Annotated in this window: 21 protein-coding genes; 4 read left to right on the forward strand and 17 right to left on the reverse strand. The window is 47.9% G+C overall.

The window, feature by feature from the left end; genetic code table 11:
* The 11 genes from rplV to H3001_RS02220 all read right to left on the reverse strand — a co-directional run bounded on the left by rplV (window position 1) and on the right by H3001_RS02220 (window position 7242).
* A complete protein-coding gene (gene rplV / locus H3001_RS02170) occupies window positions 1–408 on the reverse strand; it encodes a 50S ribosomal protein L22 (protein WP_007559383.1) in 408 nt (135 codons plus the stop codon).
* 36 nt (window positions 409–444) lie between these two features.
* Window positions 445–714: a 30S ribosomal protein S19 gene (rpsS, locus tag H3001_RS02175; protein ID WP_007559385.1), complete on the reverse strand. Its 270-nt coding sequence runs from the start codon at window positions 712–714 to the stop codon at window positions 445–447.
* A gap of 25 nt (window positions 715–739) precedes the next feature.
* On the reverse strand, window positions 740–1561 hold the full coding sequence (gene rplB, locus H3001_RS02180) for a 50S ribosomal protein L2 (RefSeq protein WP_181213969.1): 822 nt from the start codon (window positions 1559–1561) through the stop codon (window positions 740–742).
* Window positions 1562–1568: 7 nt separating this feature from the next.
* A complete protein-coding gene (gene rplW, locus H3001_RS02185; protein WP_181213970.1) occupies window positions 1569–1859 on the reverse strand; it encodes a 50S ribosomal protein L23 in 291 nt (96 codons plus the stop codon).
* A gap of 19 nt (window positions 1860–1878) precedes the next feature.
* Window positions 1879–2508: a 50S ribosomal protein L4 gene (gene rplD, locus H3001_RS02190; RefSeq protein WP_181213971.1), complete on the reverse strand. Its 630-nt coding sequence runs from the start codon at window positions 2506–2508 to the stop codon at window positions 1879–1881.
* On the reverse strand, window positions 2508–3125 hold the full coding sequence (gene rplC, locus H3001_RS02195) for a 50S ribosomal protein L3 (RefSeq protein ID WP_181213972.1): 618 nt from the start codon (window positions 3123–3125) through the stop codon (window positions 2508–2510). Before rplC ends, rplD begins: the two co-directional genes overlap by 1 nt.
* Before the next feature lie 21 nt (window positions 3126–3146).
* Window positions 3147–3452 carry a 30S ribosomal protein S10 gene (gene rpsJ / locus H3001_RS02200; protein ID WP_002558075.1) on the reverse strand — a complete coding sequence of 102 codons (306 nt, stop codon included), beginning with the start codon at window positions 3450–3452 and terminating at the stop codon, window positions 3147–3149.
* A 90-nt stretch (window positions 3453–3542) separates the two neighbouring features.
* The gene (gene fusA / locus H3001_RS02205) at window positions 3543–5660 is read right to left on the reverse strand and encodes an elongation factor G (protein ID WP_178244934.1); all 2118 of its coding nucleotides are present in this window, start codon (window positions 5658–5660) and stop codon (window positions 3543–3545) included.
* Between the two features lie 29 nt (window positions 5661–5689).
* The gene (rpsG, locus tag H3001_RS02210; protein WP_178244932.1) at window positions 5690–6166 is read right to left on the reverse strand and encodes a 30S ribosomal protein S7; all 477 of its coding nucleotides are present in this window, start codon (window positions 6164–6166) and stop codon (window positions 5690–5692) included.
* A 151-nt stretch (window positions 6167–6317) separates the two neighbouring features.
* Complete coding sequence (gene rpsL / locus H3001_RS02215) at window positions 6318–6731, reverse strand: 30S ribosomal protein S12 (RefSeq protein WP_181213973.1); 414 nt, start codon at window positions 6729–6731, stop codon at window positions 6318–6320.
* A 184-nt stretch (window positions 6732–6915) separates the two neighbouring features.
* On the reverse strand, window positions 6916–7242 hold the full coding sequence (locus H3001_RS02220) for a DUF3467 domain-containing protein (RefSeq protein ID WP_178244928.1): 327 nt from the start codon (window positions 7240–7242) through the stop codon (window positions 6916–6918).
* Window positions 7243–7573: 331 nt separating this feature from the next.
* Here H3001_RS02220 and H3001_RS02225 point away from each other — a divergent pair, with 331 nt between their 5' ends.
* Window positions 7574–10246, forward strand: a complete 2673-nt coding sequence (locus tag H3001_RS02225) for a 4-alpha-glucanotransferase (protein ID WP_178244926.1) — start codon at window positions 7574–7576, stop codon at window positions 10244–10246.
* 130 nt (window positions 10247–10376) lie between these two features.
* On the opposite strand, the gene H3001_RS02230 is transcribed toward H3001_RS02225, so the two are convergent.
* Entirely contained in the window at window positions 10377–11597 is a 1221-nt protein-coding gene (locus tag H3001_RS02230) for a 3-deoxy-D-manno-octulosonic acid transferase (RefSeq protein WP_181213974.1), read from the reverse strand.
* A gap of 14 nt (window positions 11598–11611) precedes the next feature.
* The gene (gene gltX, locus H3001_RS02235) at window positions 11612–13129 is read right to left on the reverse strand and encodes a glutamate--tRNA ligase (protein ID WP_178244922.1); all 1518 of its coding nucleotides are present in this window, start codon (window positions 13127–13129) and stop codon (window positions 11612–11614) included.
* An 84-nt stretch (window positions 13130–13213) separates the two neighbouring features.
* Here gltX and H3001_RS02240 point away from each other — a divergent pair, with 84 nt between their 5' ends.
* Window positions 13214–15268 (forward strand): HD family phosphohydrolase, encoded by a 2055-nt coding sequence (locus tag H3001_RS02240; protein ID WP_178244921.1) that lies wholly within the window; start codon window positions 13214–13216, stop codon window positions 15266–15268.
* A 263-nt stretch (window positions 15269–15531) separates the two neighbouring features.
* Window positions 15532–17205 carry a Gfo/Idh/MocA family oxidoreductase gene (locus tag H3001_RS02245; RefSeq protein ID WP_246368401.1) on the forward strand — a complete coding sequence of 558 codons (1674 nt, stop codon included), beginning with the start codon at window positions 15532–15534 and terminating at the stop codon, window positions 17203–17205.
* A 117-nt stretch (window positions 17206–17322) separates the two neighbouring features.
* Here H3001_RS02245 and H3001_RS02250 read toward each other — a convergent pair whose 3' ends face one another.
* The 4 genes from H3001_RS02250 to priA all read right to left on the reverse strand — a co-directional run bounded on the left by H3001_RS02250 (window position 17323) and on the right by priA (window position 21823).
* Complete coding sequence (locus H3001_RS02250) at window positions 17323–17943, reverse strand: HU family DNA-binding protein (RefSeq protein WP_181213975.1); 621 nt, start codon at window positions 17941–17943, stop codon at window positions 17323–17325.
* 171 nt (window positions 17944–18114) lie between these two features.
* Window positions 18115–18585 carry a low molecular weight protein-tyrosine-phosphatase gene (locus H3001_RS02255; protein ID WP_181213976.1) on the reverse strand — a complete coding sequence of 157 codons (471 nt, stop codon included), beginning with the start codon at window positions 18583–18585 and terminating at the stop codon, window positions 18115–18117.
* A 5-nt stretch (window positions 18586–18590) separates the two neighbouring features.
* Window positions 18591–19304 carry a phosphatase gene (locus H3001_RS02260; RefSeq protein ID WP_181213977.1) on the reverse strand — a complete coding sequence of 238 codons (714 nt, stop codon included), beginning with the start codon at window positions 19302–19304 and terminating at the stop codon, window positions 18591–18593.
* A gap of 56 nt (window positions 19305–19360) precedes the next feature.
* Complete coding sequence (priA, locus tag H3001_RS02265; RefSeq protein WP_181213978.1) at window positions 19361–21823, reverse strand: replication restart helicase PriA; 2463 nt, start codon at window positions 21821–21823, stop codon at window positions 19361–19363.
* Between the two features lie 198 nt (window positions 21824–22021).
* Here priA and H3001_RS02270 point away from each other — a divergent pair, with 198 nt between their 5' ends.
* Entirely contained in the window at window positions 22022–22999 is a 978-nt protein-coding gene (locus tag H3001_RS02270) for a Gfo/Idh/MocA family protein (RefSeq protein ID WP_181213979.1), read from the forward strand.
* The last annotated feature ends 35 nt before the right edge of the window (window positions 23000–23034 follow it).

Genomic DNA, 23034 nt, shown 5'->3' on the forward strand with positions numbered 1-23034 from the left:
TTAATTTTTATCATTAGTATTCTTAGAATCAACGAACAAAGTTACGTGGTTTGAACGTTTACGAATTCTGTAACCTCTACCCTGTGGAGCCGGTCTCATTCTTTTCAAGGTTGCTCCCCCGTCAACATAAATCTTAGTTACAAACAATTCGCCGTCTTCAGCCTTACGTTCGTTTTTCTGTTCCCAGTTAGCAATAGCAGAGCGTAACAACTTTTCAACTCTAGCAGAAGCTTCTTTAGAAGAAAACTTCAAAACACCAAGCGCTCTATTTACCTCCATACCACGGATCATGTCAGCCACAAGGCGCATTTTGCGTGGAGAAGTAGGCACATTTTGCAATTTCGCAAAATACATGGTTTTAAGGGCTTCTTTTCTTTTTTCAGCCGATATTTTTTTTCTTGCTCCCATTATTTATTACTTTATTATTTCAATAAGCGTCCTGTATTATTTTTTCTTGTTACCAGCGTGTCCACGGAAAGTACGTGTCGGAGCGAATTCTCCCAACTTATGACCAACCATGTTCTCAGTAACGTAAACAGGAATAAATTTGTTTCCGTTATGAACTGCAATTGTATGCCCTACGAAATCAGGCGAAATCATTGAAGCTCTAGCCCATGTCTTAACAACTGATTTCTTGCCGCTTTCATTCATAGCCAGCACTTTGTTTTCCAGTTTTACATTAATATATGGACCTTTTTTTAATGAACGACTCATAAATTACTCAATTAATCAGTTGTTATTACTTTCTTCTTTCAATAATATACTTAGAAGACTGTTTCTTAGGTGCTCTTGTCTTCAAGCCCTTAGCATACAAGCCTGTACGTGATCTCGGGTGACCTCCTGACTGACGTCCTTCACCACCACCCATCGGGTGATCAACAGGGTTCATAACAACACCACGGTTGTGAGGACGACGGCCCAGCCAACGAGAACGACCTGCCTTACCAGAAGCTTCCAAAGCATGATCAGAATTACCTACACTACCGATAGTAGCCTTACAAGCACTCAAGATTTGTCTTACTTCACCTGAAGGCAATTTGATAACACAATATTTTCCTTCACGAGAAGTCAACTGAGCAAAGTTACCAGCCGATCTTACCAAAGCAGCGCCTTGACCCGGACGCAATTCGATGTTGTGAATTACAGTACCTACCGGGATATTTTCCAATGGAAGTGCGTTACCAATCTCAGGCGTCGCATTCGCACCAGACATCAAAGTACTACCTACCTGCAATCCATTAGGAGCAATGATATATCTTTTTTCACCATCAGCATAAAACAGCAAAGCGATACGAGCCGAACGGTTCGGATCATATTCGATTGTCTTAACAACTGCTGGAACACCGTCTTTATTTCTCTTAAAGTCGATAATACGGAATTTTCTCTTATGACCGCCACCGATATAGCGCATTGTCATTTTACCTACGTGGTTACGACCACCAGTAGAACGCTTTCCATATACAAGAGATTTTTCTGGTACCGATGCAGTAATCTCTTCAAAAGTACCAATAATTTTGTGTCTCTGCCCCGGTGTTGTGGGCTTAAATTTACGTACTGCCATCTTCTATTTAAATATTGCTATAAAAATCAATAGTATCGCCTTCCTTCAACGTAACGATTGCTTTCTTATAAGCATTTGTGCGTCCGTTAATAAGGCCAGATTTAGTATAACGGCTCTTGTTCTTACCTGCATAGCGAACAGTATTTACGTCCACTACAGTCACGTTATACAAAGCTTCGATTTCACTCTTAATCTGTAATTTGTTAGCTTCAGGACGAACAATAAATCCAAAACGATTAAACTTTTCAGATATCGCCGTCATTTTTTCTGTAACCAACGGTTTAATAATCATTCCCATATTACTTCGTCTCCTTTACTTATTTAACTAAGGTTTCCTCGATAGCTTTCAATGCACTCTCTGTCACAACAACAGTTTCTGCGTTCAATACAGCATATGTATTCAGCGCAGAAGCAATTGCAAGATTTGTACGCTCTAAGTTACGAGCAGACAAATATACGTTTTTATTTGCTTCCGGCAAAACCATAAGCAGCTTTTTACCAGCTACTTTAAGATTATTCACAACATTTACAAATTCTTTAGTTTTAGGAGCTTCGAAAGCGAAGTCTTCTACTACTACGATGTTGTTTGCCTGAGCCTTATAAGCCAATGCAGACTTACGAGCCAAAGCCTTTACCTTCTTGTTCAATTTGAACCAGTAATCACGTGGTTTAGGACCAAACACACGAGCACCACCTACCAACAGCGGAGAGTTGATGTCACCACGACGAGCGCCACCACCACCTTTCTGACGGCCCAATTTACGAGTAGAACCACTGATTTCGCTTCTTTCCTTAGACTTGTGAGTTCCCTGGCGCTGATTAGCCATGTACTGTTTTACGTCCAGATAGATAGCGTGATCATTCGGAGTAATACCAAAGATAGCTTCGTTCAAAGTAACCTTTCTTCCGGTATCTTCACCCTTAATATTTAATACGTTAACTTCCATTATTTCTCAATTATTACGATTGAACCTTTGCAACCCGGAACAGAACCCTTGATCAACAGCAAGTTGTGTTCAGGAATTACTTTTAATACCTGTAAGTTGTGAGTAGTTACTCTGTCACCACCCATTTGTCCGCCCATGCGCATTCCTTTGAATACTTTTGCAGGGTAAGAACAAGCACCGATAGAACCCGGCTTACGAGCGCGGTTGTGCTGACCGTGAGTTGTCTGACCAACACCACCAAATCCGTGACGTTTTACAACACCCTGGAAACCTTTACCCTTAGAAGTACCGATAACGTCTACATAAGAAGCATCGTTGAACAATTCTACGGTAATAGTGTCACCTAAATTCAATTCTTCTGAGAAATCTTTGAACTCGGCCAAGTGTCTCTTTGGAGTTACCCCAGCTTTCTTAAAGTGACCCATCAACGGTTTAGTAGTGTGCTTTTCCTTCATGTCCTGGAAACCTACCTGAACAGCTGCATAGCCATCTTTTTCTACACTCTTAATCTGAGTAACTACACAAGGACCAGCTTCGATAACAGTGCATGGTACATTCTTACCATCAGCACTGAAAACGGATGTCATTCCGATTTTCTTTCCTAATAATCCTGGCATTTCAGTTAAATTTTAAATACATTAAACTTTAATTTCTACTTCTACTCCACTCGGTAATTCTAACTTCATCAAAGCATCTACTGTCTTTGCAGTTGAGCTATAGATGTCGATCAGTCTCTTGTAAGAAGACAGTTCGAACTGTTCACGTGACTTCTTGTTAACGAAAGTCGAACGGTTAACAGTAAAGATACGCTTGTGAGTTGGCAATGGAATAGGACCGCTAACGATAGCGCCTGTAGCCTTCACAGTTCTTACAATCTTTTCAGCTGACTTGTCTACCAAGTTGTGATCGTAAGATTTCAGTTTAATTCTGATTTTCTGACTCATTTGTTTAATTAATTATTTATAGTTAGTAAGATGAAGCTTGAGGGCAAAGAGTCATTCGCTTGCCCTCATAAGCTTCAAGATATTTTTCTATTATACCAAGTCTACGCGACCCTTAACTTCTTCCAGTACAGTCTTAGCGATTGAGCTAGAAACCTGAGCGTGGTGATCGTAAGACATTGATGAAGTTGCACGACCTGAAGTGATGGTACGCAATGCAGTTACATAACCGAACATTTCAGCCAGCGGCACCATAGCCTTAACGATACGAGCACCTGAACGGCTTGTTTCCATACCTTCAACCTGTCCACGACGTCTGTTCAAGTCACCGATAACGTCACCCATGTTTTCTTCCGGAGTAACAACTTCCAGCTTCATGATAGGCTCCATCAAAACAGGACCTGCTTTTACGCAAGCGTTCTTGTAAGCCTGGATAGCACAGATTTCGAAAGACAACTGGTCAGAGTCAACCGGGTGGAATGAACCATCCTTCAACACTACCTTCAATGAATCAAGCGGATATCCTGCCAATACACCGTTCTTCATTGCAGTCTGGAAACCTTTCTGCACTGAAGGGATGAATTCCTTAGGCACGTTACCACCCTTCACTTCGTCGATGAACTGCAAGCCACCCTGAGTATAGTCTTCGTCAACCGGGCCGATTGAAACGATGATATCAGCGAACTTACCGCGACCACCTGACTGCTTCTTGTAAACTTCACGCAGTTCAACAGTCTTAGTAATTGCTTCCTTGTAGCTAACCTGAGGACGTCCCTGGTTACATTCAACCTTGAACTCACGTTTCAGACGGTCGATGATGATATCCAAGTGAAGCTCACCCATACCTGAGATAACTGTCTGACCAGTCTGTTCGTCAGTCTTAACAGTAAATGTCGGGTCTTCTTCAGCCAGCTTAGCCAAACCGTTAGACAATTTATCCAAGTCTTTCTGAGTCTTAGGCTCAACTGCGATACCGATAACCGGTTCCGGGAAGTCCATAGATTCAAGAACGATAGGAGCTGTTTCGTCGCACAAAGTATCACCAGTACGGATATCTTTGAAACCAACACCTGCACCGATATCACCTGCGCTGATCACTTCAACAGGGTTCTGCTTGTTTGAGTGCATCTGGAACAGACGAGATACACGTTCTTTCTTACCAGAACGAGAGTTGAAGATATAAGATCCGGCTTCAACCTTACCTGAGTAAACACGGAAGAAAGTCAAACGACCTACATACGGGTCAGTTGCAATCTTGAACGCCAGAGCAGAAGTCTTTTCATCTTCACTTGGCTTACGGTCTTCTTCAGCACCTGTAGTAGGATTAGTTCCGATGATATTCGGAGTATCCAGCGGAGAAGGCAAGAAAGCACATACATAATCCAGCAAAGTCTGAACACCTTTGTTCTTGAAAGAAGAACCACAGAACATCGGAACGATATCCATCTTCAATGTTCCGGCACGCAGAGCACGCAAGATTTCTTCTTCAGTGATAGTAGAAGGATCGTCAAAATACTTTTCCATCAGTGCTTCGTCGAACTCAGCCACTTTTTCCAGCATCTTGTCTCTCCATTCCTGAGCTTCGTCAACCAAGTTTGCAGGAATATCTTCTACATCGTAGTCAGCACCCATTGTTTCATCGTGCCATACGATAGCCTTCATCTTGATCAAGTCAACTACTCCCTTGAAGTTTTCTTCTGCGCCAATAGGAATAACAACCGGACACGGATTAGCACCCAATACATCCTTCATCTGACGAACTACTTCAAAGAAGTCTGCACCTGAACGGTCCATTTTGTTTACGTAACCGATACGAGGTACATTATACTTATCAGCCTGGCGCCATACTGTTTCAGACTGCGGTTCAACACCACCTACTGCACAATAAGCAGCCACTGCACCGTCGAGCACACGCAAAGAACGTTCTACCTCAGCAGTAAAGTCAACGTGTCCCGGAGTGTCAATCAAGTTAATTTTATAAGTATTACCCGCATATTTCCAACGAGTTGTAGTTGCAGCAGAAGTGATAGTAATACCACGTTCCTGTTCCTGCTCCATCCAGTCCATTGTTGCAGCACCGTCATGAACCTCACCGATTTTGTGAGTCAGACCTGTGTAGAACAAGATACGTTCTGAAGTAGTTGTCTTACCAGCATCGATGTGAGCCATGATACCGATATTACGGGTCAAATGCAAATCTTGCTTAGCCATTTTAATTATCCTATTAAATTATTACTTGATTAAAATCTGAAATGAGCGAACGCACGGTTAGCTTCAGCCATACGGTGCATATCTTCCTTACGCTTGAAAGCACCACCCTGTTCGTTGTAAGCATCCAAGATTTCAGCAGCCAATTTGTCTGCCATAGACTTACCACCACGCTTACGAGCGAAAGCAATCAAGTTTTTCATTGAAATTGACTCTTTACGATCAGGACGAATTTCTGTAGGAACCTGGAAAGTTGCACCACCGATACGGCGAGATTTAACTTCCAGCTGCGGAGTTACGTTATCTAAGGCTTTTTTCCAAACTTCCAAAGCTGAAGTTTCTTCGTTAGGAAGTTTAGTTTCAACTGTTTTCAATGCATTGTAGAAGATTTCGTAAGAAGTATTCTTCTTTCCATCATACATCAGATGGTTAACGAATTTAGAAACCTTCTGATCATTAAATACCGGATCCGGAAGGATCACACGTTTTTTTGGTTTTGCTTTTCTCATTTTGTTTGATAATAATGTTTAGTTTGGGGCTGCATTCTCTGTTTACTTCAACGCCTCCTCCGAGACATTTACTCAACCTTAAAGCTTTTCCAACAAACCAAAACGAATTTAATAACTTGTTTTTCTAAAAAGGATTGTACTCAGCTACGGATTATTTTTTCCTTCCCTTTCCTGCTGGAGCTGCTGCCTGACCTGGTTTAGGACGCTTAGCACCGTATTTAGAACGTCTCTGTGTACGACCTGCCACACCGGCTGTGTCCAAAGTACCGCGAACGATATGATAACGTACACCTGGAAGGTCTTTCACACGACCACCACGAACCAATACGATTGAGTGTTCCTGCAAGTTGTGTCCTTCTCCCGGGATGTATGAGTTCACTTCCTTAGAGTTTGTCAGACGTACACGAGCAACTTTACGCATTGCTGAGTTCGGTTTCTTAGGAGTTGTAGTGTAAACACGTACACAAACACCACGTCTCTGAGGGCATGAGTCCAATGCAGGTGATTTACTCTTATCAACCAAAACCGTTCTTCCTTTTCTTACTAACTGTTGAATAGTAGGCATTTTGTTTGATTTTTAATTGTTATATATTTTGTTTATTGTTTTTCCAATCCTTAAGCGAAACAATACATTTCGGGCTGCAAAATTACAAATAACTTTTTAATAGACAAACTGTTTTAAAATAAAAAACGCCCATTTTTCGCAAAAAGACGAAAAATGGGCGCTAAAGTCCTGATTTTATACTTTTTTAAGCTTCTCCTTTGAAGTCGCTCAATGGCGGAACGAATGTTTTGCCATGAGCCTGCTGTTCTTCCGGCATACGGATCGGGCCGAAATTATTCTCATATTTTGCCACATTGTCCTGCAGGGCATACATCAGTCTCTTGGCGTGTTCCGGAGTCATTACGATACGAGACTGCACACCTGCCTTAGGAATACCCGGCATGATACGGACAAAGTCCAAAATGAATTCTGAAGTCGAATGAGTAATGATGGCGAGGTTTGCATAAGTTCCCTGAGCTACCTCTTCTTTCAGTTCTATCTGAAGCTGATTATTGTTTTTTTCGTTTTCCATGATATAAAATATTTAATGTTGATTTCTGATTTTACGCAGGCAAATGTAGGAAAAAAGCCGAATAATACACTATAGATTCAGAAAAAATTATTCTGTCTTTTCCCTTCCGGAAGGCTTTTCAGAGTGGCCGTACCCCTTCCTGAACCGCCTTTTTCCTTTTCAGGCTTCATTAATCTCATTTATATTTTTCCGATTGAGAAAGCAGAATAACAGATTATCTTACAGCCATTTGCCTGAAATCTTCTTTATATTTTCATTTCATATTTCCTAAAAACCAATCAAAATCACTATTTTTGATAAAAACTATAAACTCTAATACCTCTATTACAAAATGAAAATTACATTTCGTATTCAGTATCATACTGTATGGGGTGAGTCTCTGAGAGTCATTCTCAACGACGACGAAACCCGTACACTGGAACTCACAACAAGAGACGGGGTGGAATGGCACGGTAGCTTCGACTATCCTTTGAATGAAGCGCTCACCTACCGTTATGGCGTATACCGTGACCAGACATGTATACGGAAAGAGTTGGGAAGCATCCCGCACAGTTGCTATCCGGGGAATGCCCAGCAGAGCCATTACCTGATTGACGACTGCTGGCGCGACCTGCCGGAAGCCGCACACCGGTACAGCTCGGCCTTCAACAGTATACATCGTGTCCAGGATCCTGCTCCCATACAAAATCATACCGGAAGCTGCATTACTTTCCGTGCCCTCTGCCCGGAATTGAGCACACACCACCAGGCATTGGGTATCATCGGCAACTGCAACCTCCTCGGCAACTGGGAATATTGCCGTCCTATCCGTATGCAGGAGGTACAGCCGAATGTATGGCACCTGTCTTTTGACGCTTCCAAACTGGAATACCCGTTTGAATATAAGTTTGTAGCCGTTGACATCGAAACCGGAGCGGTGGTTGAATGGGAAGCCCATGACAACCGTGTGTTCCATATCCAGCCGCTGCAGCGCGGTGAGACTTACCTGGCCCCCGAAACGGAAGTCTTCTTTGCACAGGCTCCCAAGCGGATTGCCGGAAGTGCCATCCCGGTCTTCTCACTCCGGTCGGAAGGAAGCTGCGGTGTCGGCGACTTCGGCGACCTGAAGGAATTCATCACCTGGGCAGCAAGTACCGGACAGAAAGCCGTACAGATTCTCCCGATCAATGATACGACGACTACCAAGACATGGACTGATTCGTATCCGTACAGCAGCATTTCCATTTATGCCTTCCATCCGATGTTTACCGACCTCCGTCAGCTCCCGTCGCTCGACAACTGGAAGGAAGCAAAGGAGTTTGAGGAAGAACGCATCCGTCTTAATGCGCTTCCACAGGTCGATTACGAAGCCGTCAACGAACTGAAGCACAAATACCTGAAAGCAGTATTTGCTCAGGAACAGGAAAACATTCTGAAGAGTCCTGACTTCCTGAAGTTCTTTGAAGACAACCGCGACTGGCTGCAGCCGTATGCTGCCTTCTCGTATCTGCGCGACATCAACGGAACACCTGATTTTTCACAGTGGGGAGAATACCAGACTTACCAGAAAGAAAAAATCGAAGCATTGTGCCAGGCAGCAAGTCCTGCTTATCAAGACATCGCCTATTATTATTTCGTCCAATATGAGTTGCACATCCAGCTGCTGGCAGCATGCACTCACGGACGGGAACTGGGAGTCATCGTCAAGGGAGATATTCCAATCGGTATCAGCCGTACCAGTGTGGAAGCCTGGGTAGAACCTTATTATTTCAACATGAACGGACAGGCCGGAGCCCCACCCGATGCCTTCTCTACCAAGGGACAGAACTGGGGTATGCCGACTTACAACTGGGAAGTGATGGCTAAAGACGGATACCAGTGGTGGCGCCGCAGATTCCGGAAAATGGCTGAATATTTCACCGCTTACCGAATCGACCACATCCTGGGCTTCTTCCGCATCTGGGAAATACCTATTCATTCCGTACACGGTCTGCTGGGCCAGTTTGTACCTGCTCTGCCGATGAGCCGTGAGGAAATCCAGAGTTTCGGACTGTACTTCCAGCGTGACTTCATGACCAAGCCGTTCATCAACGACCGCATCCTGGATACAGTATTCGGCGAACACAGCGACTATGTACGCAATACATTTGTTGAGCATACCGGATATGGTATCTACCGCATGCGCGAAGAGTTTGACACGCAGCGTAAGGTGGAAGCCTTCTTCAACGGCAAGATTGACAATGAAAGCCTGTACATCAAGGAAGGACTGTATACCCTGATCAGCAACGTACTGTTTGTGGTAGACCGCAAGAATCCGGACATGTATCATCCGCGCATCGCCGCACAGACCGACTTTATCTACAACCAGCTGAACCGCCAGGAACAGGAAGCGTTCAACCGTTTGTACAATCATTACTTCTACCAGCGCCACAACGAATTCTGGTACAGCGAGGCCATGAAGAAGTTGCCGATACTCACGCAGTCAACTTCCATGCTGGTCTGCGGAGAAGATTTGGGTATGGTGCCCGACTGTGTGCCTTGGGTAATGAACCAGTTGCAGATTCTATCGCTGGAAATCCAGCGCATGCCTAAGGATCCGAAACATGAATTCGGACATGTCAGCGAATATCCGTACCGGTCGGTATGTACCATCGGCACTCACGACATGTCTACTCTGAGAGGATGGTGGGAAGAAAACCGTGAAGTAACCGGACATTTCTACTGGCATGAGCTGAGACATTGGGGCGAACTTCCGGAACATGCACCCGGATGGCTGTGCGAAGAGATTGTCCGCCAGCATCTGGACAGCCCGTCCATGCTCTGTATCCTGACTTGGCAGGACTGGACTTCCATCGACGAGGAACTACGTAATCCGGACATTGAGGCAGAACGCATCAACATTCCGGCGAATCCGAAGCATTACTGGAGGTGGCGTATGCACCTCTCTATTGAACAGCTGATGAAAGCAGACCAGTTCAATGAGCGGATTACGAACCTGATTGCTGAAAGCGGAAGAAAACAATAAATAAGACCTGAAATAAGAAACGTACATCCGTCTTTTATTTCACTCGGAATCATCATAAAAAAGAGGCTGTCTCAAAGTATTTTGAGACAGCCTCTCATACCTTTATTTATTTCACTTCTGTCGTCTTTAACTATAAACGGATGGTTTCAAGGATTTTCTCCAAGGCACCTGCATTTTTCTTTACATAATTTCCGGCATTCTCACCCGAAAGCTGCAAGAACTGACGGTCTTCCCTGAACCGGTCCATAAGTTCATTGAAGTCGGAAGCACCCTGTATTTCGAAACCTCCCTTACACTGTTTCAGTCCCTGGGCCTCCATGAACTTCTTGTTGTTTGGTCCGAAGATGACGGGTATACCGTACACCGCCGCTTCCAGTGTATTATGGATGCTTACTCCAAAGCCCCCGCCGATATAGGCAATCTCTCCATAACGGTAAATGGAAGAAAGCAGGCCAAAGCAGTCGATAATCAGACAGTCGGCTTCCGCCACATTCTCTTCCGTAGCCTGAGAATAACGGACCACCTTTCCTTTTACCTTACCGGTAATCTCCTTCAGATGCGACTCATCGATCACGTGAGGCGCAATGACCAGCTTCACCTCAGGATGTGCATTAAAATAAGGGATAAAGATATCTTCATCGGGTGCCCACGAGCTGCCAGCCACCATTGTCAGCCGGTCGCCCTTGAAGCGTTCCACCAGCGAAAGCACCTTTGCCTGGCTGCAAATATCCAGTACCCGGTCGAAACGGGTATCACCACTAATGGACGTTTCCGTCACCCCGATGGTCTTGAGCAAATCCACCGACTCCTGGTTCTGGACAAACAGATGGGTAAAGCATTTCAATACCTCCCGGTATCCCCCGCCGTACCATTTGAAGAAAATCTGTTCCGGACGGAAGATGGACGATACACTGTATACGGGAATCTGTCTCTCGTGCAGTTCCGTCAGATAGTTTTTCCAGAACTCATACTTGATGAAGAAAGCCATGCAGGGATGTGCCTTCTCTACGAATCTGCGGGCATTGCCGGGAGTATCCAGAGGCAAATAGCAAACCACGTCCGCCCCCTTGTAATCCTTGCGCACCTCGTATCCGGAAGGAGAGAAAAACGTCTGAAGAATCTTGTACTCCGGGAACCTGCGGCGAATCTCTTCAATCAGCGGACGTCCCTGTTCGAATTCTCCCAGTGAGGCCGCATGAAACCAGATGTATTTCGCCTTCGGGTCTATATGTTGTTCCAGGACAGAAAAAGTCTTCTTCTGTCCGGCCACCATTTTCGATACCTTTTCACTGAAAAGTGCAGCCATACGGACTGCACTTACATAAAGATATATAAAAAGATTATAAATCATTTCCCTGAAATCTATTATTTGAGTACTTCTACGGCGCGACGTATACGGGCAAGCGTCTCTTCTTTACCCAGAACCGCAGATATATCAAACATATGAGGGCCTTTACCCTCTCCTACCAGAGTCAGTCGGAAAGCATTCATAATATTACCCAGGTGATAACCCTTCTCTTCGATCCACTTCATTACCACCTCTTCCTGATGAGCCAGTGAGAAATCATCCAAAGATTCCAGTACGTCTGCCAGTTCGAGCATGCGTGCTGCCGAATCTTCTTTCCAGCGTTTCTTCACGGTCTTTTCATCGTATTCTGTAGGAGCTACGAAGAAGAACTTGCAGGTTTCCCACAGTTCCTTCACGAAACTTACACGACCCTTCATCAGTCCCACTACCGTAACTACCGTTTCCATCGGTGCTTCGATACCGTGTTCTTTCAGGATCGGCATGAAGAGAGCAGCAATTTCCTCGTCGCTCTTCATCAGGATATATTCATGGTTGAACCATTTTCCCTTTTCATAATCGAATTTGGCTCCGGCCTTGCTGCAACGGTGCAGGTCGAACAGTCTGATCAGTTCATCCATCGACATGATTTCCTGGTCATTTCCCGGATTCCATCCCAGCAGGGCCAGGAAGTTGATGACCGCTTCGGGCAGATAACCTGATTCACGATATCCCGATGATACCTCACCCGTTTTCGGATCGTGCCATTCCAGCGGGAATACCGGGAAACCAAGACGGTCTCCGTCGCGCTTGCTGAGTTTTCCGTTTCCGTCCGGTTTCAACAGCAAAGGCAGGTGAGCGAATTCAGGCATTGAATCTTCCCATCCGAAAGCACGGTACAACAGTACGTGCAGCGGAGCAGAAGGAAGCCATTCCTCGCCACGGATTACGTGAGAAACCTCCATCAGGTGGTCATCTACGATATTGGCCAGATGATAAGTAGGAAGTTCATCTGCTGATTTATACAATACCTTGTCATCCAGGATAGAAGAGTTGATCACCACTTCTCCACGGATCAGGTCGTGTACATGTACATCCTCATTCGGTTCAATCTTGAAACGTACCACATACTGCTTGCCTTCGGCAATCAGCTGCTTCACTTCTTCTTCCGGCATCACCAATGAGTTTCTCATCGAAGTACGGGTAGAAGCGTCGTACTGGAAGTTAGGCACTTCCTTGCGTTTCGCCTCGAGTTCTTCCGGCGTATCAAAAGCGATATAAGCCTTTCCGTTGTCCAGCAGCACCTTCACATATTTCTTGTAGATGTCACGGCGTTCAGACTGACGGTAAGGACCATAGTTTCCACCGAAACTCACTCCTTCATCAAAATGAATGCCCAGCCACTTGAACGACTCGATAATGTATTCTTCCGCACCCGGAACAAAACGGTTGGAATCCGTGTCTTCGATACGGAAAATCAGGTCTCCCCCATGCTGACGGGCGAACAGATAGTTATATAAAGCAGTACGGACACCGCCTATATGTAATGCACCGGTCGGACTGGGTGCAAAACGAACTCTTACTTTTCTTTCTGCCATAATGATTTTCATCTAAAAATACGCTGCAAAAATAAGCTAAATTTCCCGTTTTTTTCTTATTTTGCGCCCAAAATATCTTACATCATGAAAAGTTTCCAGACGAATAATCAATTTTCCTATAAAGACTTGCTTTACAAATGTGCCATTTTCCTGGCGACGGTAACCATCATTGTTTATTTCCTGCCCAAGAAGGGGGCTTTCAATTATCAGTTCGATATCAACAAGCCCTGGAAGTACGGTCTGCTGCAGGCGTCTTTCGATTTTCCCATCTACAAAGACGATGCCCAGGTGCAGAAAGAGCAGGACAGCATCATGGCGGAATACCACCCTTATTTTTCACTGAACGACAGCGGCAGCAAGGCCATTGCCCGCTTCAAGTCGGACTACAACAGTGAACTCAAGAAAATCATTCCCGAAGCCAGTTATGCACATCACATCGAGCGGATACTGAAAAACATCTACGAGAAAGGCATCATCTCTCCGGAAGACCTGATGCAACTGAACATGGACAGCCTGAGAAGCATACAGATTGTTTCCAAGAATACCTCCAGCCTGCAGGAAATCGGCGAGCTCTACAGCATCAAGCGGGCCTATGAGGAACTGATCAATTCGGATACGGTCCACTACCGGAAGAACCTGATGCAGCGGTGCAACCTCGACAATTACCTGACACCGAACCTGGTGTACGACAAGGAGCGGTCGGAAAGCGCCAGACAGGACCTGCTGTCCAGCATCTCATGGGCCAACGGTTTTGTAATGAACGGACAGAAAATCATCGACCGGGGGGAGATCATCGACCAGGAGACCTATAATATCCTGAAGTCGCTGGAAAAAGAATGGGACAAAAGAAACGAGACGGCGACTGAAAAGCGACTGACCCTGCTGGGACAGATCCTCTTCGTGTCCATCCTCATCAGCTGCTTCTTGATTTACCTGGAACTGTTCCGCCGGGATTATTACCTGAAGAAAGGAAGCCTGGGACTGTTGTTCTGCATCATCATCTTCTTCCCCATCCTTTCATTCATCATGGTAGAGCATGCCATCATGAGCGTCTATATCGTTCCTTTTGCCATGCTGCCCATCATCATCCGCATTTTCCTGGATTCGCGCACGGCTTTCATGGCGCACATCATTTCCATCCTGCTGTGTTCCATATCGCTCCGCACGCCGCACGAGTTCATCCTGCTGCAGACGGTAGCGGGCATGGCCGGTATCTACAGTCTCCGTGAACTTTCACAGCGCTCCCAACTGCTGCGGAGTGCCTTGATTGTGGTCTGTGTATATTCCATCCTGTACCTGGCACTCGACCTGATTCACGTCAGCGAAATCGCACAGCTGAGTACTACCGTATACATCAACTTCATCATCAACGGCATCCTGCTGCTGTTTACGTATCCGCTTCTCTTTATCCTGGAGAAGACCTTCGGATTTACTTCGAACGTAACGCTGGTAGAGCTGTCGAACATCAACAACAAACTGATGCGCGAGATGTCGGAAGTGGCTCCGGGTACCTTCCAGCACTCCCTGCAGCTGGCCAACCTGACAGCCGCAGCAGCCAACCGCATCGGGGCGAACAGTCAGCTGGTCCGTACAGGTGCCATGTACCATGACATCGGCAAGATGCTGAACCCTGCATTCTTTACCGAGAACCAGTCGGGATTCAATCCGCACAGCCAGTTGAGCTACAAGCAGAGCGCACAGGTCATCATCAGTCACATTACCGACGGAATGAAACTGGCCGACAAATACGACCTGCCACAGGTCATCAAGGACTTCATCTGTACGCATCACGGTGCGGGACTGACCAAATATTTCTACATCTCGTATCAGAACGAACACCCTGATGAGGTAGTCGACAAGGAACCGTTCCAGTATCCGGGACCGAATCCGTTTACCAAGGAACAGGCCATCCTGATGATGGCCGACTCGGTGGAAGCGGCTTCCAGAAGTCTGCCGGAATATACGGAAGAAAGCATTTCCAACCTGGTGGAGAAAATCATCGACAGTCAGGTACAGGAAGGATACTTCAAGGAATGCCCGATTACCTTCAAGGACATCGCCACGGTCAAGGCCGTCTTCAAGGAAAAACTGAAAACCATGTACCATACACGCATCAGTTATCCGGAACTGAAAAAGTAACCTTCTCTTTTCCGTGGGGGCTGCAAAGAGGCAGTATCCCCCCGGTCAATTGCTCCCAGAGTTGACATTTCGCATCGTTTTGTCAAATCTGGGAGCAATTAAATTATAAAAAACATTGAAAAATAGTTAATTGAAAGATTCCTGTATTTTTTCTTATAACTTTGTATCACAAATCTAACCTAAGATTAACTATTTTAACTACAAAATATTATCTAACCATGAAAATCATTAATCAAACGCTTTGGGGTGCCTGTACACTGCTCATGCTGGCAGGATCTCCGGCAATGCACCTCTCAGCCCAAAGTCTTTCATCGTCAACTAAATGGGAATGGAACAAAGGAACCATTGTCATCCAGACCCCCGAACGTGAAGCCGGACAGGAACCCGTAATCGGACTGACTGCACCGAAAATGGAAGTGGTACGGGTCGGTTTCGTAGGACTCGGTATGCGCGGTCCGGGAGCCGTAGAACGCTTTACATACATTCCGGGTACGGCAATCGTAGCGTTGTGCGACCATGAAAAGGAACGTGCAGAGGCCTGCCAGAAGTATTTAAGAAAGGCTTGTCTGCCAGAAGCAGCCGTTTATTCGGGTGCAGAAGGCTATAAGGAGCTGTGTGAGCGTACCGACATCGACCTGGTGTACATTGCCGCCGACTGGGATCATCATTTCCCCATTGCCGAATATGCCATGCAGCACGGCAAGCACGTGGCCATCGAAGTTCCTTCGGCCATGAACCTGGAACAGTGCTGGAAACTCATCGACTTGTCGGAGAAGAACCGCAAGCATTGCTTCATCCTCGAAAACTGCTGCTACGACTGGTTTGAAATGAATACCCTCAACATGGCACAGCAGGGAGTATTCGGTGAGGTAATCCGTGCCCAGGGAGCCTATATCCATAACCTCGACGACTTCTGGAATTATTATTGGAAGAACGGAAAAGAAGATAAATTGGGATGGCGTCTGCGCTACAACAAGGAAAACCGCGGTGACGTATATGCCACACACGGCTTGGGCCCGGTGGCACAGGCATTGGATATTCACCGTGGCGACCGCATGAAGACCCTGGTAGCCATGGATACGAAATCGGTTCACGGCAAGGCACTGGTAGAAAGAGCTACGGGAGAAAAGTGTGAAGAGTTCCGCAACGGAGACCACACCACTACCCTGATCCGTACCGAAAACGGAAAGGTCATCGAAATACAGCATAACGTAATGAGTCCGCAGCCGTACAACCGCCTCTACCAGCTGACAGGAACCAAAGGTTTCGCCAACAAATATCCGGTAGAAGGTTATGCCGTTGACGCTGCCCAGATGAAGGCTTCGGGCGTACAGCCTCAGGTAGATAACCTGAGCACCCATTCCTTCCTTCCTAAAAAGGAAATGGATGCACTGGTAGAAAAATACCAGCACCCTATCCTGAAGAAATACGGAGAGATGGCAAAAGAAGTAGGTGGTCACGGAGGTATGGACTTCATCATGGACAGCCGTCTGGTATACTGTCTGCAGAACGGACTGCCATTGGACATGGACGTATATGACCTGGCTGAATGGTGTGCACTCGCCGAACTGGGAGCCATCTCCATGGACAACGGTTGCGCAGCCGTAGCTTTCCCTGATTTCACACGCGGCCACTGGAACGAAGTGAAAGGATATACTCACGCATTCGCAGCTCCTGCCGATGAAGCAAAGGCAGAACTGGCAGCAGAGACAGCTACCCTGACCCTGAAGACTCAAGCCATGAAGGGATGGATGGATGCCTTGAAGAAAGCACGCACCGAAGTGCCTGCAGAGGAACTGGCAGCCCGGACCGACCAACTGAACAAGCAGTTGCAGCGTGTCATGGAAAAAGCCGGAGAAAAACCGGAAAAGAAGCAGAACGAAGCCATCAACCAGGCTAAGAAAGTGCTGAAACAGGCCGTAAAACTGAAGAAATAATGTCCGGAATGCGGGGGGCCTTATCCCCATTCCTTCCGGAATATCCTGCATAACGTAAAGATGGCATGTGAAGTGATAAATCCTATCACTTGCACATGCCATCTTTTTTATACCTCTTTATACTTCCCTATCACCGGTCTCCGGCTTTCTCACATAGACTTTATGAGAGCCTCTCCCCTCCGAACCGATTTTACCCTCTTCCAGCCACCGGTTCAGTTCTTTCAGAGCCAGCGTACGCAAGAGACCCGTCAGTTCGGTGTAGCGGGTACGGGTAATAAAGGCATGCGAGGTCAGGTAGTCCATCAGAAGGCCGTAACGCGCCTCCTCCGTCAGCCGGCGTGAACTCTCCCTGAATTTGCGGGAAGCCCCGGCACGCTCCAGCGTTCCGTGACAGCGGAATTTTCGGGATACCGTAAAACGGACCTTCCCGAAGCATACAGACTGCGCATGGATGGCAGCCTCATCCTCCACCGGACGAAGGGCCTTGAGCCCTACCGACAATGTACCCAGGTTGCCGATACGGACCCGGCGGCCATGCTGCAGATAATGCTGCGCCCAGCGCTCTATTTCCTCCACCACTCCTATCACCGTACCTTTCTGAAACCCTGAGGCACGGTCTATCTGCTCTGCCAGTTCCATAAAGGAAACCGTACCGCCCGAGACCAGTTTGGGATAAATCACCGCACGGCTCCCCTTCTTTGTAGAAGGAACCGTAAGAAAATCATACTGTGCTTTCATATATTTGAGATTTAACAGGTTAACCATCTTCCACCCCCGCAGGCAAGTCGGCCGGCCCACGTACGGAGACTATAAGACCCGCGTACGGAGGCTGTACAACCACCGTGCGCGGGTCCCCTTCCGCTTCTTCGCAAATATACAATCGCAAAAAGGCGAAGTCAAGACTTCACCTCATTCTTTTTCTGTTAAAGATTGTAACAGTCCCTCACAGGCATCTTCCAGTATATCCAGCACATTCTCAAATCCCTGCGCCCCGCCGTAATACGGGTCGGGCACATAGTCCACCACCTTCACCCGGCAGTAATCCGTCATCCGCCCGATTTTCTTCTCACACTCCACGTCCGGTGCCTTCTCTCGCAAAGCCTCAATGTTCCGGTCGTCCATGCCCAATATCAGGTCGAACTCATAAAAATCATCCGTACACACCGGGCGGGAACGGTGCGTAATGTGATATCCCCGTCTGGAGGCATGCGCCCTCATCCGTTCGTCCGCCAGTTCACCCCGGTGATAGCTGCTGATACCTGCCGAGTCGACCTCGAATTCTGCTTCCCGTCCCGCTTTCCGAATCAGGGTCCACATGATTTCCTCTGCCGAAGAAGAACGACAGATGTTCCCCAGGCAAACAAATAATATCCGTTTCATCTTCCTTACTGAATATTCAAATATTGCTTAAATTTTTCCACACTCGTATTCATCACCCATTCTTCCGGATAGCCGGCTTCCGCCAACAGCGGCAGCACATACTCATAAGTAGCGATATCGAAAGAGATGTGTGCATCACTGCCCAGGATTACCGGCACCTCATACTTCCGGCACAGACGGAGAATCTCCAGGTTGTTTCCGCGGGCCTCCGCTTTGTGGCGACAAGGCTTCAACGACGAATTGTTGATTTCCAACAGCGTATGATGGGCTTTCTCAGCCTGAACAATCGGTTCGAAAAGCAGCGGAGCCGTTCCGTCGCCCGGGTGACTGATGATGTGTACATGCGGATTCGAGATTGCCCGGATCATTCCCTCCGTATTCTCCTCCACCGTACCGCCCTCATAGCACAACGAATGGATTCCCGCAATCTTCAGGTCGAGGTACTTCATCATCCACTCCTCCATATCCAGGTCGCCCTGCGTATTCAGGATATTGATTTCAGCCCCCAGCAGCAGGTCTACCCCGTACATCCGGCGGGGAACCACGTGCAAGTTGCGGAAATAAATCGAATCACACGTTCCCGGTATTCCCGGCGAATGCTCCGTAATCCCCAGCAACTTCAGTCCCTTCTCAGCCGCCGCCTGAACCATCTCCTGCAGCGTACTGAAAGCATGTCCGCTGGCAAGGGTATGCGTATGTACATCTAATTCTATTTTCATATCTTGTTCCAGTTTAATTAATTTCTCCAATCGCCGGCCCCGTCCCGTTCACCGGATTACATCGGGTCGACATCGTAATAAATCTGCAGGCTGCGGAAACGCTCCTCCTCGAGTACGGCCTGCTGCACCTGCAGCAAAAACGTACGCACCTTACCCAGGGAAACCTGCGGTTCCACCTTGATCATGATCTTACGGATGAACCAGGTCTGTATACGCGCCACCGGCGGCCGGTCGGGTCCCAGTATCCGCTCTCCCAATCCCTTCCGCAGCGCTTCGGACACCCAGTCGGCAGCCTCCGTCAGGACTTCCTCCTTACGGTGCTTCAGGTACACATAAATCAGGCGGTAAAAAGGAGGATACTTGAAAAGCGCCCGCTCTTCCAGCTGCTCCCGGTACATCCCCTCGTAATCATTGACCAGCACCTGATGGATTACCGGCAGTTCGGGAGACTTTGTCTGCAAGACCACCCATCCCTGCTTGTTCTTTCTGCCCGCACGTCCGGCCACCTGAGCCATCAGCTGGAAAGCCCTTTCGTACGAACGGAAATCCGGATAATTCAGCATCGAGTCGGCATTCAGGATACCCACCACACTCACATGCTCAAAGTCCAGTCCCTTCGATACCATCTGCGTACCGATCAGGATATCGGTCTTCTGCGCCTGGAAGTCAGCGATAATCCGCTCGTAGGCAGTCCGCGTACGCGTCGTATCCAGGTCCATCCGCGCCACCCGTGCCTCCGGGAAAATCTGCCGGATGTCATCCTCTATCTTTTCCGTTCCGAACCCCCGGTTTCTCAGTTCCACTCCCCCGCAGGCCGGACACGACTTCGGCACCTGATACGTCGCCCCGCAATAATGACACGTCAGCTGGTTCAACCCCTTATGATAAGTCAGACTCACGTCACAATGCTTGCACTTAGGCACCCATCCGCACATATGACATTCAATCATCGGAGCAAAGCCCCTCCGGTTCTGGAACAGAATCACCTGCTCCCGGTTCTCCAGCGCCTCACGTATCTTACCCAGCAAGACCGGAGAAAACTGAGCCGTCATCCGTTTCTTGCGTGCCAGTTCCTTTGTGTCCACCAGTTCGATGTGCGGCAACTGCAGATTCCGGTGCCGCTCTTTCAACTCCACCCAGGCATACTTGCCGTGCAGCGCCTGATAATACGTCTCTATGCTGGGAGTAGCCGTACCCAGCAACGTCTTCGCCCCATACATGGAAGCCAGGACGATGGCCGCATTCCGCGCATGATACCGGGGAGCCGGATCCTGCTGCTTGTACGTAGTCTCGTGCTCCTCGTCCACAATCACCAGTCCCAGTCGCCGGAAAGGCAGGAAGACCGACGACCGTACTCCCAGAATCACGTCATAATCGTTCTCCGAGAGCTGCTTCTTCCAGATCTCCACCCGTTCCGCATCCGAGAACTTGGAATGATATACCCCCAGACGGTTGCCGAACACCCTCCTCAGACGTTCCGTAATCTGAGTGGTAAGGGCAATTTCCGGCAACAGATACAGCACCTGTTTACCTGCCTGTATGGCCTGAAGGATAAGATGTATATAGATTTCAGTCTTGCCGCTGGCTGTCACCCCATGAAGCAGACACACATTCTTCTGATGAAACGAATTCATGATTTGCTGAAAAGCCGTCTGCTGAGCCTCACTCAGCGGATAAGGCGGACAGGTCTCCATACCACCTTCCTGCAGGCGGCCCACCTCCTGCCGGTAGAGTTCGAACACCCCTTTTCCGACCAGTTGCTTCACAATGGCCGACGTAGCCCCTGAAGCCTCCTGCAACTCCTTCCGGGAGACTTCCCTCAATGCGGCATCGGGTGCCCCCCACCCTGCCATCTCCAGGTACTTCATCAGCACCTGCTGCTGGCGCAGGCTCCTTTTCAACAGATCCATCTGAATATGCAGTACCTTCTCGTTCCGGAACGCAGGAGCCAGACGTACCCTTTCCTCCGTCCGGGGCTTGTAGTTGCGCTTCAGTTCCTCGCGCACAAAGATAGCCTCCTTCTCCAGCAGCGATTTCACCACCGGAAGAATGTTCCGGATGCCACTTCCCTTCTCCAGCTGCGTAATGCACTGCTCCGCATCGGCAGACAACAAGTCGAGTACCTGCTGTTCCTTGGGTGGCAAAGGTCCGTCGGCCTCAAAATCCGGATTAATAACCACCTGCGTCTCGCTCTCCAGTTTCATACCCGAAGGCACTGCAGCCTTGTAGACATCGCCCAGCGGGCACAGGTAATACTCGGACAACCATTTCCAAAACCGGTACTGCCGTGACAGCAGCATCGGCTCCCGGTCGAGCACCTCCGAGATATCCTTGATTTCGTACTCCCCCGAAGGCGTATGATGAATGGACACTACAATTGCAGTATAATACCTTCTGGGACCGAAAGACACGACCACCCGGCATCCTTCACAAACCCGGCTGACCCATTCATCGGGCAATGAATAGGTAAACAATCCCGCAACGGGCAAAGGCACTATGACATCCACATATGTTTTCATACTGCAAAGGTACAAAAAGGCAGACTTCCGGTCCATGAATTTATTTTTCTTTTAGAAAAGTAAGTCCCGTTTTTTTGAAAAAGTACCCAGACAGTCGCCTGTCACAGCCGCTGCTGAAAATAAAAACCACGCGACAGGAAGATGCAGACCGTAAACTTTTATAGCTTTGCAGAAATTATTCACACTAAACCCATACACATGAAACAGTTTAATATCGGTATTATCGGCTGCGGCCACATTGCAGAAAAGATGGCAGACACCCTGAGACAGATGGAAGACGCCTGCTGTTATGCAGTAGCCTCACGCAGTCAGGAAAAAGCAGCCGCCTTCGCCCGTAAATGGAAGGCAGAGAAAGCCTACGGGTCTTATGAGCAACTGGCCGATGACCCGGCAGTCGACCTGATATACATTGCCACTCCGCACTCACTGCATTACGAACAGGCGCGGATGTGCATCGAAAAAGGGAAACCCGTTCTCTGCGAAAAAGCCTTTACGGCCAACGCCCGGCAGGCCGAAGCCCTTCTCCGTCTGGCCAAAGACAAGCAGGTCTTCATCACAGAAGCTATCTGGACACGCTACCTGCCCCTATCTCTGAAAATGCAGGAACTCCTTGCCCAGGGAGCCATCGGTACCCCTCACACCCTGACTGCCAACCTGAGCTATCCGATTGCCGATAAGGAACGGATTATCCGCCCCGAACTGGCAGGAGGAGCCTTGCTGGATATCGGAATCTATACCCTGAATTTTGCAGCCATGGCCTTCGGTACCGAAATCGAGTCCGTACACTCGGTGTGCCAGAAAACACCGACCGGTGTGGATGCCCAGGAAAGCATCACGCTGCTGTACAAAGACGGCAGAATGGCATCGCTGCAGTCGAGCATCTATGCCAAGAGCGACCGCATGGGAATCGTTGCCGGAGACAAAGGCCACCTGATAGTAGACAACATCAACTGTCCGGAAACCCTCCGCATCGTAGACAGCCAGTACCAGACCACGGCCGTATATCAGGCCCCTCCGAAAATCACCGGCTTCGAATACCAGGTAAGAGCCTGCATGGAAGCCCTGTCTCACGGATGGCTGGAGTCGCCCTACATGCCTCATCAGGAAACTCTCCGGATCATGCGGCAGATGGATGCATTGAGAAAAGAATGGGGAGTATGTTATCCCTGCGACTGACCTCAAGCATGACTCATAAAAAAACCGCGGCAGAC

Origin of the sequence: Phocaeicola faecicola (genome assembly GCF_013618865.1) — a bacterium.
In the GTDB taxonomy this organism is placed as follows: domain Bacteria; phylum Bacteroidota; class Bacteroidia; order Bacteroidales; family Bacteroidaceae; genus Phocaeicola; species Phocaeicola faecicola.

Bases quoted from the DNA above. Each gene is read 5' to 3' on its own strand.
- rplV (WP_007559383.1), bottom strand. From the start codon at position 408: ATGGGAGCAAGAAAAAAAATATCGGCTGAAAAAAGAAAAGAAGCCCTT.
- H3001_RS02250 (WP_181213975.1), bottom strand. From the start codon at position 17,943: ATGAAAGCACAGTATGATTTTCTTACGGTTCCTTCTACAAAGAAGGGG.
- rplD (WP_181213971.1), bottom strand. From the start codon at position 2,508: ATGGAAGTTAACGTATTAAATATTAAGGGTGAAGATACCGGAAGAAAG.
- H3001_RS02260 (WP_181213977.1), bottom strand. From the start codon at position 19,304: ATGAAAATAGAATTAGATGTACATACGCATACCCTTGCCAGCGGACAT.
- fusA (WP_178244934.1), bottom strand. From the start codon at position 5,660: ATGGCTAAGCAAGATTTGCATTTGACCCGTAATATCGGTATCATGGCT.
- H3001_RS02270 (WP_181213979.1), top strand. From the start codon at position 22,022: ATGAAACAGTTTAATATCGGTATTATCGGCTGCGGCCACATTGCAGAA.
- rplW (WP_181213970.1), bottom strand. From the start codon at position 1,859: ATGGGAATGATTATTAAACCGTTGGTTACAGAAAAAATGACGGCGATA.
- H3001_RS02255 (WP_181213976.1), bottom strand. From the start codon at position 18,585: ATGAAACGGATATTATTTGTTTGCCTGGGGAACATCTGTCGTTCTTCT.
- gltX (WP_178244922.1), bottom strand. From the start codon at position 13,129: ATGGCAGAAAGAAAAGTAAGAGTTCGTTTTGCACCCAGTCCGACCGGT.
- H3001_RS02225 (WP_178244926.1), top strand. From the start codon at position 7,574: ATGAAAATTACATTTCGTATTCAGTATCATACTGTATGGGGTGAGTCT.
- rpsS (WP_007559385.1), bottom strand. From the start codon at position 714: ATGAGTCGTTCATTAAAAAAAGGTCCATATATTAATGTAAAACTGGAA.
- rpsJ (WP_002558075.1), bottom strand. From the start codon at position 3,452: ATGAGTCAGAAAATCAGAATTAAACTGAAATCTTACGATCACAACTTG.
- rpsL (WP_181213973.1), bottom strand. From the start codon at position 6,731: ATGCCTACTATTCAACAGTTAGTAAGAAAAGGAAGAACGGTTTTGGTT.
- rpsG (WP_178244932.1), bottom strand. From the start codon at position 6,166: ATGAGAAAAGCAAAACCAAAAAAACGTGTGATCCTTCCGGATCCGGTA.
- rplC (WP_181213972.1), bottom strand. From the start codon at position 3,125: ATGCCAGGATTATTAGGAAAGAAAATCGGAATGACATCCGTTTTCAGT.
- H3001_RS02245 (WP_246368401.1), top strand. From the start codon at position 15,532: ATGCTGGCAGGATCTCCGGCAATGCACCTCTCAGCCCAAAGTCTTTCA.
- rplB (WP_181213969.1), bottom strand. From the start codon at position 1,561: ATGGCAGTACGTAAATTTAAGCCCACAACACCGGGGCAGAGACACAAA.
- H3001_RS02230 (WP_181213974.1), bottom strand. From the start codon at position 11,597: ATGATTTATAATCTTTTTATATATCTTTATGTAAGTGCAGTCCGTATG.
- H3001_RS02220 (WP_178244928.1), bottom strand. From the start codon at position 7,242: ATGGAAAACGAAAAAAACAATAATCAGCTTCAGATAGAACTGAAAGAA.
- H3001_RS02240 (WP_178244921.1), top strand. From the start codon at position 13,214: ATGAAAAGTTTCCAGACGAATAATCAATTTTCCTATAAAGACTTGCTT.
- priA (WP_181213978.1), bottom strand. From the start codon at position 21,823: ATGAAAACATATGTGGATGTCATAGTGCCTTTGCCCGTTGCGGGATTG.